This is a genomic window from Microbacterium sp. UMB0228, from assembly GCF_002871415.1.
In the GTDB taxonomy this organism is placed as follows: Bacteria; Actinomycetota; Actinomycetes; order Actinomycetales; family Microbacteriaceae; genus Microbacterium.
Window position 1 is genome coordinate 91,344 of the sequence record NZ_PNFU01000008.1, and the last position, 13,590, is coordinate 104,933.

Sequence of the window (13,590 nt, forward strand, 5' to 3'; positions counted from 1 at the left end):
TCACACCGCCCGGATTCGAGGATTGATGAGCACGTACAGGAGGTCGACGATGATGTTGATCACGACGAACGCGAGCGCGACCGCGAGTGTCACGCCCTGCACGAGGTTGGGTTCGTTGTTGGTGACCCCGTTGAGGATGAGCGTGCCCATCCCCGGGATCGCGAAGATGATCTCGATCACCACGGCACCGCCGAGCAGGTACCCGATGCGGAGACCGAGCACCGTCACGGGGGTGATCAGCGCGTTGCGCAGCACGTTGCGGCCGACGACGATCACCCGCGGGATCCCGGCGCCGAGGGCGGTGCGCACGTAGTCGCGGTCGAGCTCCTCGACCATCGAGGTGCGCACGACCCGGGAGAGCTGCCCGATCACGGGCACGGCGAGCGCGACCGCGGGAAGGGTCATCCGGGCGAGCCACCCGGACGGGTCGTCGGCGAAGGCCGGCAACGGGCCCGAGGCCGGCAGCACGCCGAGCGCCAGGGTGAACACCTGGATGAGGAGGATCGCGAGCCAGAAGGAGGGCGTGGACAGCGCGGCGACGCCGAAGACGCGGATGACCTGGTCGGGCCAGCGGTCACGGTAGACCGCGGCGAGGACGCCGATCACGAACGCCACGACCACCGCGATCACGAGCCCGAGGAAGGTCAGGGCCAGCGTCACCGGGAAGGCCCGGGCGACCTCGTCGACCACGGGCAGGCTGCGGGCGGAGTAGGTGCCCAGGTCGCCCTGGACGAGACCGAACAGGAAGTTCACGTAGCGGACGAACAGCGGGAGGTTCAGTCCGTGGTCTTCGCGGTACGCCTCCAGCGCTTCGGGGGAGGCGGTCTCGCCGAGCGCGGTGCGTGCCGGGTCGACGGGCGAGAAGGACATCACGAAGAAGACCAGGAACGTGATGCCGAGGATCATCAGAGGCAACTGCAGCAGTCGCCGGCCGACGAGGCGGAGCGTGTGGGACACGTGCCGCTCCTTCCGGGGGTGGGGTGGCGGGGGCGCGCTCTTCGGGCGAGCGCGCCCCCGCCCTGTCGGGCAGGTGCTACTTCGCGGCCACGCCGACGTCGAGGAACGACAGTCCGGTCGTGGGGACCGGCTGGAAGCCGACCAGCTCCTGCGAGCTCCAGGCGGTGGGCAGCTTGCGGTGGAACAGCGGGTACAGCACGGCCTGGTCGGAGATCAAGTCGTACGCCTGGTTCCAGGACTCCTGCTGCTCCTCGCCCTCCTGGGTGACGGCGGTGTCGAGCAGCGTGCGCAGCTCGGCGTACTCCGGGGAGTCGGCCCAGGCGGTGCGCGTCTGGGTCCAGACGTTCTCGCCGTACCACCAGTTCATGAGCAGGTCGGGGTCCACGCCGAACACCGACGGGTCACCGGGGGCGATGGCGACGGTGTAGTCGCCGGAGTCGACCTTCTCGTACATCGACGCCGACTGGCTGATGTCGAGGGTGGTGTCGATGCCGATCGCGTCGAGGGACTCCTTGATGAGCGGGGCCACCTCCTTCACCCATCCGGTGTCGGTCATGCGCAGCGTGATCGCGAGGTCGGAGACCCCGGCCTCCGCCAGCAGCTCCTCCGCCTTCTCCGGGTCGTACGAATAGACCGTGGAGGCCTCGTGGTAGTTCGGGTAGTCCTCGGGCAGGAACGACGTGGCCGGGGTGGCGTTGCCGAGCATGCCGGTCTCGATGATCTTGTCCATGTCGAGCGCGTAGTGCAGCGCCTGGCGGACGCGGACGTCGTCGAACGGCTCGGCCTTCGTGTTGAACATCATGAAGAGGAGGCCGAACGACTGCACGCTCTCGACCTCGGCCGAGGCCGCCAGTCCGTCGGCGTCGATGTACGGCACGTCCTCGATCGCCTGCACCGTGCCGGTCGACATCGCGGTGACGCGGGCCGAGGCGTCGGCGAGGAGGTTCCAGTTCATACCCGCGGCGAGCGCGGGACGCGGGCCGTTGTAGTCGTCGTACCGCTCGAAGACGATCTTGTCCTCGGGAACGGCGGAGACGAGGGCGTACGGACCGGAGCCGATCGGGTTCGCTCCGAACTCCTCGGGATCGGCCTCGACCACGGCCTTCGGCACGATCTTGACGACGCCGAGACGGTCGTCGATGAGGGAGAACGGGTAGTCGGTGGTGATCCGGACGGTGTCCTCGTCGACGGCGGTGACGGTGTCGATGAACTCGACGAACGAGCGGAACAGGGAGTTGTTCGCCGGGTCGAGGACGCGCTCGTAGCTGAAGACCACGTCGTCGGCGGTGACCGGGTCTCCGTTCTGGAACGTCGCGCCTTCGCGGAGATCGATGTCGTAGGTCGTCTCGTCGACCTGCGTCGGGAAGTCGGCGGCGAGGGCGGGGGCGGGCTCCTGCGTGACGGGGTCGAGGTCGATGAGCCCCTCGAAGACGTGCCAGTTCGCCGAGACCGTCACGGCGCCGGACGCGACCATCGGGTCGAAACTGCCGTTCAGGGTGTACGAGATCCCGGCCTCGATGATGCCGTCCGGGTCGATGTCGCTCGCGGCGGGGCTCTCGGCGGTGCTGGCGGCGCCGCCGCCGCAGCCGGCGAGGGCGAGGGACGCGGCGACCGTGCCGGCGACCGCCATCGCGAGACGACCCGCGCGGCGGCGAGTGCTGTGTCGGTTCATGTGTGCTCCAGGTGGTGGGGGGCGACGCCTTGAGGACATCAGACGTCTGATGTACTCTAAACACACGTTCGACCGGATCACAAGAGTGAGAGGATCGGAGCGTTTCCGGCAGGCAGGAGAGGGACCCTATGAAGTCCACCACGGGGAGGGCGTCGCGGATGCGGCGAGCCACGACGGCGGATCAGATCAAGCAGCTCATCCTCACCCGCGGACTCACCCCGGGCGACCCTCTGCCGACCGAGGCCGAGCTCTGCGAGGAGCTCGACGTGTCGCGCTCCTCGGTCCGTGAGGCGATCCGCACGCTCTCCACCCTCGACATCGTCGACGTCCGGCACGGTCACGGCACCTACGTGGGCCCGATGTCGCTGGACCCGATGGTCGAGGCGCTCGTCTTCCGGGGCGTGCTGTCCCCCGAGGGGTCGCTGCAGGCCCTGCGCGAGGTCGTCGAGGTGCGCCTCGCGCTCGACCTCTCCATGGCCGAGCGCGTGGTCGAGGCCGCTCAGGCGCAGGCGGACCCGGAGCTCGACGAGCTCGTCGCCGAGATGGTCGACAAGGCCGGCCGCGGCGAGTACTTCCTCGACGAGGACAGGGCGTTCCATACCCGCCTCTTCGGCGCCATCGACAACCGTCTCGTCGGCCAGCTCGTCGGCGCGTTCTGGGACGTGCACACCGCCGTGCTCCCGCAGCTCGGCATCGCGCAGCCCGACGACATCCACAAGACCGCCAAGGCGCACGGCGACATGCTGGACGCGGCGCGCTCCGGCGACGTCGAGCGCTACCGCCGGGCCGTCATCGAGCACTACCAGCCGCTGCAGCGCGTGCTGGCGACCGCGGAGGACGTGCGGGCCTGAGCCCGGGAGTCGGTAGTCTGACTTTCCCACCACGGAAAGAGGACCCGCATGTCCGTTGGACTGCTCGCCGTCGTCGACGACATCCTGAGCGCCGCGATGAAGGCGTCGGCGAAGGCCGCCGGAGTCGTCATCGACGACGCCGCCGTGACCCCGCAGTACGTGCAGGGCCTCACCCCGGCCCGCGAGCTCCCCGTGGTCGGCAAGATCGCCCTCGGGTCGCTGGTGAACAAGTTCGTCATCATCATCCCGATCGCTTTGCTGCTCACGGCCTTCGCGCCGTGGGTGCTGCCCTACCTGCTGATCCTCGGCGGCTCGTACCTGTGCTTCGAGGGCGCGGAGAAGGTGCTCGAGTGGTTCGGCGTGCAGCACGGCCACGCCGACGAGGGCGCCCGCGACGAGAAGAAGCTCGTGCTCGGCGCCGTCCGCACCGACCTCATCCTCTCGACCGAGATCATGCTCATCTCCCTCGCCAGCCTCGACAAGGGGCTCGGCATCTGGTCCACCCTCGCGATCCTCGCCGTGATCGCGCTGGTCATGACCGTCGCGGTGTACGGCGCCGTGGCGCTCCTCGTGAAGATCGACGACATCGGCCTGAAGATGGCGAAGAACCCGGCGCAGCGCGTCCGGCACACCGGCACCCGCATCGTCCGCTCGATGCCCGCGGTCTTCCGCTTCATCAGCGTGCTCGGCACCGTCGCTATGCTCTGGGTGGGCGGGCACCTCGTCCTCATCAACCTCGGCGAGGTCGGGCTGCACGCCCCGGCCGACGTGCTCCATGTGGTCGAGCACGCGCTGGAGCCCCTCGGCGGCTTCGTGGTGTGGGTGGTCGACACCCTCATCTCCGCGGTGGCCGGTCTCGTCTGGGGTCTCGTGATCGTCGGCGTCGTCCTCGGCATCGCGAAGCTCTTCGGCCGGAAGCCGAGCTTCCACGAGGGCGAGGCCTCCCCCGCCGACATCCGCGTCTGACGATGACCGCCGTGCACCTCAGGCCCGCCGAGAGCGCCGACCTCGACACGATCACCGAGATCCACAACCACGCCGTCCTGCACACGACCGCGATCTGGAACGAGGAGGCCGTCGATCGCGCCGACCGGGAGGCGTGGCTCGCCGACCGGACCGCGCGCGGCTGTCCCGTCATCGTCGCCGCCGACGAGAGCGGCGTCGTGGGCTATGCGTCCTACGCCCAGTGGCGCCCGCACAGCGGCTACCGCCTCACCGTGGAGCACTCCGTCTACGTACGCGGCGATCAGCGCGGACGCGGCATCGGCACGGTCCTCATGATCGAGCTCATCGCCCGGGCCCGGGCAGCCGGGATGCACGTGATGATCGGCGGTGTGGAGAGTGGCAACACCGCCTCCCTCGCCCTCCACGAGCGCCTCGGATTCCGGGAGGTGGGCCGCATGCCCCAGGTCGGCGCGAAATTCGGCCGGTGGCTCGACCTCAGCATGCTGCAGCTCGTGCTCGACGAGCGCCCCACCCCCGACGCGGCGCTCTAGCGATGGGCTTCCTGCAGTGGCTCGTCGACGCTTTCTCCTCGTCCTGGGTGCTTCCGGGTGGGCAGACCCTCCTGGTGCGTGAGGTCGTGGGGAACGCGTTCGGACTCGCGAGCGCCCTCGGCGGCATGCGGCGCAAGGTCTGGGCGTGGCCGGTCGGCATCGTCGGCAACCTCCTGCTGCTCACGGTGTTCCTCGGCTCCGCGCTGAGCCCCGACCCCTCGCTCCCGCATCTCCTCGGTCAGGCCGGGCGGCAGATCATGTTCATCACCGTCGCGATCTACGGGTGGATCCGCTGGCGGAACGCCGACGGCGGTCGCATCGTGCCGCGGTGGGCGCCGACCGGGGCCCGCATCGGTCTGGTCGTGGTGCTCGTCGTCGGAACCGTGGCGCTCACCCCCCTGTTCCGCGCCCTCGGTTCGTGGGAGCCGGTCTGGGCCGATGCCTGGACCTTCGTCGGGTCACTGCTGGCGACCTACGGCATGGCGAAGGGCTGGACCGAGTTCTGGCTCATCTGGATCGCCGTGGACGTGGTGGGGGTGCCGCTGCTGTTCAGCTCCGGCTACTACGCGACCGGCCTCATGTACGTGTTCTACGGCGTCTTCACGGCGGTCGGGTTCGTGATCTGGTGGCGAGCGCAGCGACAGACCGCGCGCCCGATCGAGATCCTCCCTCCCGACCCGAGCCCCCGCCGTCCGGACGACGAGGCCTGAGCCGCACCACGGATTGTTTCCGTGCGTGTCGATCCCGCTCGCCTCGATACCGTCCGGTCCCGTTTCATGGGGGCATGACCCGGCAGATCCGCTTCAACGCCTTCGACATGAACTGCGTCGCCCACCAGTCGTCCGGCCTGTGGCGGCACCCCGACGACCGTTCCCGGCAGTACAACACCCTCTCGTACTGGACCGACCTCGCGAAGCTGCTGGAGAGCGCGACCTTCGACGGCATCTTCATCGCCGACGTGCTCGGCACCTACGACGTCTACGGCGGCACGAACGAGGCCGCCATCCGCAACGGCGCCCAGGTGCCGGTGAACGACCCGATCCTCCTGGTCAGCGCGATGGCCGCGGTGACCGAGCATCTGGGCTTCGGCGTCACGGCCGGCACCGCGTTCGAGCACCCCTACCCGTTCGCTCGACGACTCAGCACGCTCGACCACCTCACGCAGGGCCGCGTCGGCTGGAACGTCGTGACCGGGTATCTGCCCAGCGCCGCGCGGAACATGGGCCAGAAGGACCAGCTCGCCCACGACGACCGCTACGACCACGCGGACGAGTACGTCGAGGTGCTCTACAAGCTCTGGGAGGGGTCGTGGGAGGACGACGCGGTGGTCGAGGACCGCGAGCGCGGCATCTTCACCGACCCGTCGAAGGTGCACCCGATCCGGCACGAGGGGAAGCACTTCTCCGTGCCCGGCATCCACATCTCCGAGCCGTCGCCGCAGCGCACCCCGGTGATCTACCAGGCCGGCGCGAGCCCGCGCGGGGTGCGGTTCGCGGCGGAGAACGCGGAGGCCATCTTCGTTGCGGCGCCCTCGAAGGAGGTGCTCGCCGGGACGGTGAAGCGCATCCGCGACGCCCTCGAGGCCGCGGGGCGCGACCGCTACGACGCCCGCATCTACACGCTGCTGACGGTGATCACCGCGGCGACGAGCGAGGAGGCGGCCGCGAAGCACGCCGAGTACCTGTCCTACGCGAGCCCGGAGGGGGCGCTCACCTTCATGTCGGGGTGGATGGGCGTCGACCTGTCGCAGTACGCCGAGGACGAGCCGGTCGGGAACGTCGAGTCGAACGCGATCCAGTCGGTGCTGCAGCACCTCAAGGAGGAGGCCGACCTCGGGCGCGAGTGGACGGTGGGCGACTTCGGGCGCCACAACGCGATCGGCGGGCTCGGCCCGACGATCGTCGGCTCGGGCGAGGAGATCGCCGACGAGCTGCAGTCGTGGGTCGAGCAGACCGACATCGACGGCTTCAATCTCGCGTACGCGGTCACTCCCGGCACCTGGCAGGACGTCATCGAGCACGTCATCCCGGTGCTGCGCGAGCGGGGCGCCTACCCCGAGGAGTACGTCCCCGGCACGCTCCGCCACAAGCTGCACGGCCGCGGCGACCGGGTCCAGCCCACGCACCGCGCCGCCCAGTACCGCCGCTGACCCCGTTCGAGTCGCCCACTTTGCTGTAAAACCAGCCGATTTGCCGCAAAGTGAGCGATTCGAAGGCAGGTCAGTCGGCGTCGCGGGTGAAGAGGCTCCGCAGCACGAGGAAGACCACCACGGCGACGACCGCGACGATGGCGAGCTTCGCGATGAACCAGAGCACCGAGAACAGCGCGCTGACGATCCACCACGCGATCACGACGGCGAGGATGACGCCGAGGACGGTCCAGATGTTCTTGGTCATGCCTCCAGCCTACGGAGTCGACGCTGCGGGAATCTCGTCGAGCGATCGGTAGACGGGCAACCCGAGCTCGTGGGCGATCTCGACGATGCCGTCACCAAGCGGGCGATCGCCTGCCGATGCGCCGCGACCATCGTGCTGGCCAGCGGCGAGAAGATCGGCGCCGCCTCGCGCTGCCCGGTACTGCCGTTCGAGGCTGTCGCCGCGGTCATCACCGGCCCCCTCGACGAGAATCCGCTGATCCCCGAGGTCCGGGCGCAGATCCCGGCGCGGGCGTGCGCGACGAACCCTCCTCCTCCGCGAGGCGTTCTGTCAGCAGGGCGTGCAGGTGTCCTGCCGCCGCGAGAAGCGCGACGCTGCGGCGCGTGAGGTCGGCCAGCCGCTCCGCGAGGATGCGGTGAACTTCTTCCGTGTCACCATGCGCGCGCACCTCGTCGATGATCCGCGAAACGGCGGGGATGCCGTAGCCGCCCGAGCGCAGGGCAGCGGCGATCCGCGCCTCGGTGATCGCGAGGGAGTCATAGGAGCGCACCGATCCCGCACGACGACGGGGGCGCACGAGCCCTTCTCGCTCCCAGTGCCGCAGCGCGGAGGACCGGACGCCGAGCGCCTGGGCGAGTTCGCCGATGGCCATCGCATCGTCCTCGACGAACGGGTCGTCGGCCTCCGCCACCGCGTCCTCGAGTCCGCGCAGGGCCGCGCGCACCCGTGAGCGTTCGAGGGCGAGATCCGCGTGCAGGGTGTCGATCCGCTCCGCCGCGTGCTCGACCGATCCGCCGATGAGAGCGGGCATCAGTCGACGCGCGGGTACCGGACCGAGCGCCGTCGCCAACGCGCGATAGGCGCGCAGCGCCAGGGCATGTGGCATCCGATACCGCCGGTACCCGTTCGCGCCGCGCTCTGCGGCGGGGAGGACACCGAGGCGCTCGAGGTCGCGCACCTGCTGCGTCGAGTAGTCGACCAGCCGTCCGAGCGCCGCCGTCGTCATCACCTGCTCTTGAGGGTTATGCACGCGCTTCCTCGTCTTTCCGGGCCTTGCGTCCACATAGGCACATCAGCCTCAGCATTGAAGGATGGATATGCAGGAGATCATCGCAGAGGTCCGCTCGTTCGACGGTGTGCTCGTCGTGACCCCGGAGGCGGGCAGCGACTTCCCCGAGCTCGCCTGGGGAGACGCGTTCTTCTTCCATGCCCCCGACGGCCGGATGCCCGAGCGCACCCAGCCGTTCGGAACGATCATCACGAAGGACTATCCCGACGACACGTCCTCCGCTCTGGATGCTCCCGAGCGCTTCCGGGTGAACATCCACGTCGGACGCGAGCGCGCGGAGTCGATCATCGCGGCGGGGTCTCTCACGGGCGGCGACACCGACCCGACGGCGGTCGACGTCTTCCGGCCCCACCCGTTGTACGGCACCGCCGGCTGGGTGTGCGTGATCGATCCCGCAGAGGCGACGGAGGGTACCGTGCTCACCCTCCTCCGCGAGGCGCACGAGGCGGCACGTGCGCGCACCGGACGACGGGCGAGGTGACCCCATGTCCACTCCGCAGGGCATGACCGAGGCCGACCGCCGGATCGTCGCGGTGTGGGCGGCGGACTGCGCCGCGCGCGTGCTGCCGCTGTTCGAGAGGGAGGCCCCGGACGACGACCGCGCGCGCGATGCCATCGCCAGGACGCGCGCCTTCGCGCGGGGCGAGCTCACGGCTGCGGGCGAGATCCGTCGTCGCTTCGTCGCGGGCAGGGCCGCCCGCAGTTCCGTGACCCCTGCCGGCACCGCGGCCGCCCGCTCCGCGGCACAGGCCGCCGGGGTCGCGCACATGGGTGCGCATGCTCTCGGGGCAGCCGCCTACGCCGCACGGGCCGTCGAGCTGGCACGCCCGGACGCCCGCGAAGCCCGCGCCGCCGAAGTGCGCTGGCAACTCGCGCAGCTCTCCCCCGAAGCCGCTGCAGCCCTGCGCACCCTCCCGCCCCTGGGCACCGACCCCGCGGGCCCCCTCGGCCCCGGACTCCTCTCCTCCGGCCCCCTCGGCGAGGTGATCCGCGAGATCCAGGCGCACCTCTCGTCGTAAGTCCCTCTTCGAATCGCGCAACTTGCTGCATCTGAGCCCGGAATGGAACGAGGTGCGCGATTCGAAGCGGCCCGACCGCTTCAGCCCCGATTCAGCGACGACGCGCCACACTGGGGGGATGCGGATCCTGGTGGTGGACGACGAGGTGCGTCTGGCCGAGGGCGTGCGCCGCGGACTCGAGGCGGAGGGCTTCGCGGTCGACGTCGCCCACAACGGCGTCGACGGCCTCTGGCGGGCCCGCGAGACCCGATACGACGCCATCGTGCTCGACCTGATGATGCCCGGCATGAGCGGGTGGAAGGTGTGCGAGGCCCTGCGCGCCGAGGAGAACTGGACCCCCGTGCTGATGCTCACCGCGAAAGACGGCGAGTGGGATCAGGTGGAGGCGCTGGAGAGCGGCGCCGACGACTACGTCACCAAGCCCTTCTCGTTCGCGATCCTCGTGGCGCGGCTCCGGGCACTCGTGCGCCGCGGTGCGGTGGCACGACCGACGATCCTGGAGGCCGGCGACCTGCGGCTGGACCCCGCCGGACACCACGTGTGGCGCGGCGAGACCCCGATCTCCCTCACGGCCCGCGAGTTCGCAGTGCTCGAGCATCTGATGCGGCACCGCGGGCAGGTGCTGTCGAAGCGCGACCTCCTGGCCGGCGTCTGGGACGACGACTTCGACGGCGACCCGAACATCGTCGAGGTGTACATCGGCCACCTCCGCCGCAAGGTCGACAAGCCGTTCGGGCGTGAGGCGATCGAGACCATCCGCGGCGCGGGCTATCGGCTGGCGGCGACCGGTGGCTAGGCGGCTCTGGCGGTCGGTCCGCGGCCGGACGACCCTGGGTGCCACCCTCGTCGTCGCGGTCGCGCTGCTCCTCGGGGCCTTCTCCTTCTACGGGGTGCTGAGCGCGAGCATCCACGGCAGCACCGAACGCGCGGCGGAGCAGCGGCTGGAGGAACTCGTCAGCCGGTTCGACGGTCCGGGACGCCGCGGCCCCGACCAGCTCGACGACGACCTCGTGCAGCTGCTCGGGCGGGACGGAGCGGTGCGCGCGGCGAGCGAGGAGGCCGCCGATGCGCTCGGCGCCACCCCGCTGCCCGTGGACGACGATCCGCAGGTCGTCCGGGTCGACGGCGAGCCGATGGTCGTGGTGTCGGAAGACGTCGAGGGCGACCAGACCCTCGTCCTCGCGGTGCCGATGGACGAGGATGCGGAGACCCTGTCGACGGTGGCGACGCTGCTCGTGATCGCCGTCCCCGCGCTGCTGCTGCTCGTGGCCGTCACGACCTGGCTCGTCACGGGGCGCGCGCTGCGCCCTGTGACCCGCATCCGCCAGGAAGTCGAGGGCATCACCGCCGAGCGTCTCGATCACCGGGTGCCCGTTCCCGACACCGCGGACGAGATCCACTCCCTCGCCGTGACGATGAACGGAATGCTCGACCGGCTCGACGCGGCGGCGACCGCGCAGCGCCGCTTCGTGTCCGATGCCTCGCACGAGCTCCGCTCGCCCCTGGCCACGATCCGTCAGCACGCGGAGCTCGCCCAGGCGCACCCGGAGGTGACGAGCATCGACGAGCTCGCGGAGGTGGTGTCCGAGGAGGGGCTGCGGCTGCAGGGCATCGTGGAGTCGCTGCTGCTCCTCGCCCGCCTCGACGAGGGTGTCACCGGGAGCACCGAACCGGTGGACCTGGACGACCTGGCCCTCGCGGAGGTGCGTCGGCTACGGGCCACCGGGCTCGACGTCGACGGCTCCGGAATCCGTGCGGCCCGCACCATCGGCGACCCCCGGCTGCTCGGCCAGCTGCTGCGGAACCTCGCCGACAACGCCGCGCGGCACAGCAACGGCCGGGTGGCGATCGGGGTGGAACCGCAGGCGGCGCACGTCGTCCTCACGGTCGAAGACGACGGGGCCGGCATCCCGCCAGAGGAGCGGGACCGCATCTTCGAGCGCTTCGTCCGGCTCGATGAGGCCCGCAGTCGCGACGCGGGAGGCAGCGGGCTCGGTCTCGCGATCGCCCACGGCATCGCCACCGCCGCCCACGGCGCGATCACGGTGGACACGTCCCGGTTGGGCGGCGCCCGCTTCACCGTCACCCTCCCGCTGGCCGGCCCACTCTCCTGACCCACCGCCCGGGCACAGCTTCGGAGATCCCCGACGACACCCCGGTCATGGCCGCCCGCAGGCGGCGTGTCGTTCCCGAGCTCCGGAGTCGTGCCCGAGATATCGGTTCCTGAACGGGGCTTCAGGAGGCTTCAGGGTGGCTTCAGCGGCGTCGGGAGACCATCGAGACATGAACGACAAGACTCCTGCTCCCGACCAGAACCCCACGCCGGACGAGAACGACATCGCGGGTCAGAACGCGGCACCCGCGGTCCCGAGCGCGGGCCAGGACCAGCACGCCGGACAGGACTCCCCCGCCGGCCCCGGCACCACCGCCGACGCCCCGACGGTCCCGGTCGCGCCGACCCCCGGCCCGGCCGCCGCCCCAAACGCCGCCCCGAACGCCGCCCCGGAGGCACCAGCCGCCGCAACCCCCGCCACGCCCGGACGCAAGCGCGCGCTCCTGATCGGCGGCGGGATCGCGGCCGCGGTACTGCTCGCCGGCGGAGGCGTCGCGGTGGGTGCCGCGATCGGCGACGAGTTCGGTGACGACGACGACCGCCCCGCCATGGAGGGTCCCCGACACGAGGGCGACCACGGCCCGCGCGGTGACCACCGCGGCGACGAGGATGCCCGCCCGAGCGGAGACCGGGCCGACCGCGGCCCTGTCACCGGCATCGGCACCGACGACGTCGACGAGCTCCTCGCGATCGCCGCCGCCGCCCAGGACGCCGCCGAGGGCGAGGTCACCTCGATCGACGCGAAGCGCGACGGAACGTGGGAAGTGCAGCTGACCACGTCCGCCGGGGACGAGACCGAGGTGCGCGTGGACGACGACCTCACCGCGACCGTGGTCTCGACCGACGCCGCAGACGACGACGACAAGGGACCGACTCTCACGCTGGACGAGGAGACCATCCGCACTCTCGTCGACGCCGCCCTCGCGGAGGCCGAGGGGATGATCACCGACCTCGATGTGGAATCCGACGACGTGAGCCCCTACGACGCCTCCGTCCTCACGACGGACAACCGCTCGATCGACATCTCCTTCGACGCCTCGTTCGCGGTCGTCGGCACCGACGTCGACGAGTGACCGCGGCCCAGAGGGCTAGCATGCAAAGATGACGAACTCCGATCCGATCGACGAGGTCTCCATCGGCGGCGAGGTCATCCGCCTCGGCCAGTTCCTCAAGTTCGCGGGACTGCTGGACTCGGGCGGCGACGCGAAGGAGGTCATCATCGACGGCTACGTCACCGTGAACGGCGAGGTGGACCGGCGCCGCGGGCGTCAGCTCCGCGACGGCGATGTGGTGACCTTCGAGGGCCGGGCGGTCCGCGTCCGGCCCTGACCCGGCATCGCGGAGCCTCCCTCCACCTCCGCGCCCCGGTTCCGCGCCTCGCTCACGAGCACCGCGGTCACCCCGGCGCCGCACAGCACGAACCCGCCGAGCGTGATCGCCGTGAGGGGTTCGCCGAGCAGCAGCGCCCCGCCGATCGCGGTCGCCGGGGCGACGAGGAAGAGCAGCGCCTGCAGTGCGGTGATGCCGACCCGGCGCAGCAGCCACCAGTACAGGCCATAGGCGCCGAGCGTGGGGAAGACGGCGGTCAGGACCACGGCGATCCAGAACGACGGTCGCGCCGGCGGCACGAGTGCCCCGGCGAGCGCGGCGATGACGAGGAGCAGCGCGGCGGTCACGCTCACGTGGATGGTCAGGGTCAGCAGCACCCCCGTACGCACGGCCGTCCGCCGCTGCACCAGCGTGCCGATCACGAGGCAGACCATCGCCGCCGCCGGAAGCAGGTAGGCGACAAGCGGCGCGGAGCCGGCACCGAACTGCGACTGCACGACGAGCAGCACCCCCACCGCCCCGATCACCAGTCCCGCCACCTGGGCACCGCGCACACGGAGGCCCAGCACCGGCCCGACCAGCACGGCGACGAGCAGCGGCTGGACGGCGTCGATCAGCGCGACGGTGCCGGTGGCGATCCCTGCGGCGACGGCTGCGTACACAGCAGCGCAGTACCCGAACTGGGCGAGCGCTCCGATGACCGCTTGGA

General features: G+C 70.7%; 16 protein-coding genes. 11 read left to right on the forward strand and 5 right to left on the reverse strand.

From position 1 onward, the window contains the following. The gene (locus CJ226_RS16025; RefSeq protein WP_062637823.1) at window positions 1–957 is read right to left on the reverse strand and encodes an ABC transporter permease; all 957 of its coding nucleotides are present in this window, start codon (window positions 955–957) and stop codon (window positions 1–3) included. A gap of 76 nt (window positions 958–1,033) precedes the next feature. Next, window positions 1,034–2,629, reverse strand: coding sequence for an ABC transporter substrate-binding protein (locus tag CJ226_RS16030; RefSeq protein WP_025102791.1), 1,596 nt, complete (start codon window positions 2,627–2,629; stop codon window positions 1,034–1,036). A gap of 128 nt (window positions 2,630–2,757) precedes the next feature. Here CJ226_RS16030 and CJ226_RS16035 point away from each other — a divergent pair, with 128 nt between their 5' ends. The 5 genes from CJ226_RS16035 to CJ226_RS16055 all read left to right on the forward strand — a co-directional run bounded on the left by CJ226_RS16035 (window position 2,758) and on the right by CJ226_RS16055 (window position 7,125). Further along, on the forward strand, window positions 2,758–3,480 hold the full coding sequence (locus CJ226_RS16035; protein ID WP_025102792.1) for a FadR/GntR family transcriptional regulator: 723 nt from the start codon (window positions 2,758–2,760) through the stop codon (window positions 3,478–3,480). Between the two features lie 48 nt (window positions 3,481–3,528). Beyond that, entirely contained in the window at window positions 3,529–4,446 is a 918-nt protein-coding gene (locus CJ226_RS16040; RefSeq protein WP_062637819.1) for a DUF808 domain-containing protein, read from the forward strand. 2 nt (window positions 4,447–4,448) lie between these two features. After that, window positions 4,449–4,976: a GNAT family N-acetyltransferase gene (locus CJ226_RS16045; RefSeq protein WP_102209804.1), complete on the forward strand. Its 528-nt coding sequence runs from the start codon at window positions 4,449–4,451 to the stop codon at window positions 4,974–4,976. A gap of 2 nt (window positions 4,977–4,978) precedes the next feature. Continuing rightward, window positions 4,979–5,686, forward strand: a complete 708-nt coding sequence (pnuC, locus tag CJ226_RS16050; protein WP_102209805.1) for a nicotinamide riboside transporter PnuC — start codon at window positions 4,979–4,981, stop codon at window positions 5,684–5,686. A gap of 74 nt (window positions 5,687–5,760) precedes the next feature. Then, complete coding sequence (locus CJ226_RS16055; RefSeq protein ID WP_102209806.1) at window positions 5,761–7,125, forward strand: LLM class flavin-dependent oxidoreductase; 1,365 nt, start codon at window positions 5,761–5,763, stop codon at window positions 7,123–7,125. 70 nt (window positions 7,126–7,195) lie between these two features. On the opposite strand, the gene CJ226_RS18185 is transcribed toward CJ226_RS16055, so the two are convergent. Together CJ226_RS18185 and CJ226_RS16070 are read right to left on the reverse strand one after the other, a co-directional pair. Then, entirely contained in the window at window positions 7,196–7,372 is a 177-nt protein-coding gene (locus tag CJ226_RS18185; RefSeq protein ID WP_025102796.1) for a hypothetical protein, read from the reverse strand. 208 nt (window positions 7,373–7,580) lie between these two features. Next, entirely contained in the window at window positions 7,581–8,381 is an 801-nt protein-coding gene (locus CJ226_RS16070; protein ID WP_257996707.1) for a MerR family transcriptional regulator, read from the reverse strand. A 61-nt stretch (window positions 8,382–8,442) separates the two neighbouring features. Here CJ226_RS16070 and CJ226_RS16075 point away from each other — a divergent pair, with 61 nt between their 5' ends. From CJ226_RS16075 to CJ226_RS16100, 6 genes are all read left to right on the forward strand, one after another. Beyond that, a complete protein-coding gene (locus tag CJ226_RS16075) occupies window positions 8,443–8,901 on the forward strand; it encodes a DUF6194 family protein (protein WP_102209808.1) in 459 nt (152 codons plus the stop codon). A gap of 4 nt (window positions 8,902–8,905) precedes the next feature. Continuing rightward, entirely contained in the window at window positions 8,906–9,439 is a 534-nt protein-coding gene (locus CJ226_RS16080) for a putative immunity protein (protein ID WP_102209827.1), read from the forward strand. Window positions 9,440–9,557: 118 nt separating this feature from the next. Next, complete coding sequence (locus CJ226_RS16085; protein ID WP_102209809.1) at window positions 9,558–10,235, forward strand: response regulator transcription factor; 678 nt, start codon at window positions 9,558–9,560, stop codon at window positions 10,233–10,235. After that, window positions 10,228–11,553 (forward strand): cell wall metabolism sensor histidine kinase WalK, encoded by a 1,326-nt coding sequence (locus tag CJ226_RS16090; RefSeq protein ID WP_102209810.1) that lies wholly within the window; start codon window positions 10,228–10,230, stop codon window positions 11,551–11,553. The genes CJ226_RS16085 and CJ226_RS16090 overlap by 8 nt, the downstream gene beginning before the upstream one ends. A gap of 169 nt (window positions 11,554–11,722) precedes the next feature. After that, window positions 11,723–12,625 (forward strand): hypothetical protein, encoded by a 903-nt coding sequence (locus tag CJ226_RS16095; protein WP_180964628.1) that lies wholly within the window; start codon window positions 11,723–11,725, stop codon window positions 12,623–12,625. A 28-nt stretch (window positions 12,626–12,653) separates the two neighbouring features. Beyond that, window positions 12,654–12,881, forward strand: coding sequence for an RNA-binding S4 domain-containing protein (locus tag CJ226_RS16100; protein WP_025102805.1), 228 nt, complete (start codon window positions 12,654–12,656; stop codon window positions 12,879–12,881). Here the strand turns inward: CJ226_RS16100 and CJ226_RS16105 are convergent. Further along, on the reverse strand, window positions 12,821–13,590 hold a 770-nt coding region (locus CJ226_RS16105; RefSeq protein WP_102209811.1), incomplete at its 5' end, for a DMT family transporter. The two genes, CJ226_RS16100 and CJ226_RS16105, sit on opposite strands and share 61 nt — an antisense overlap.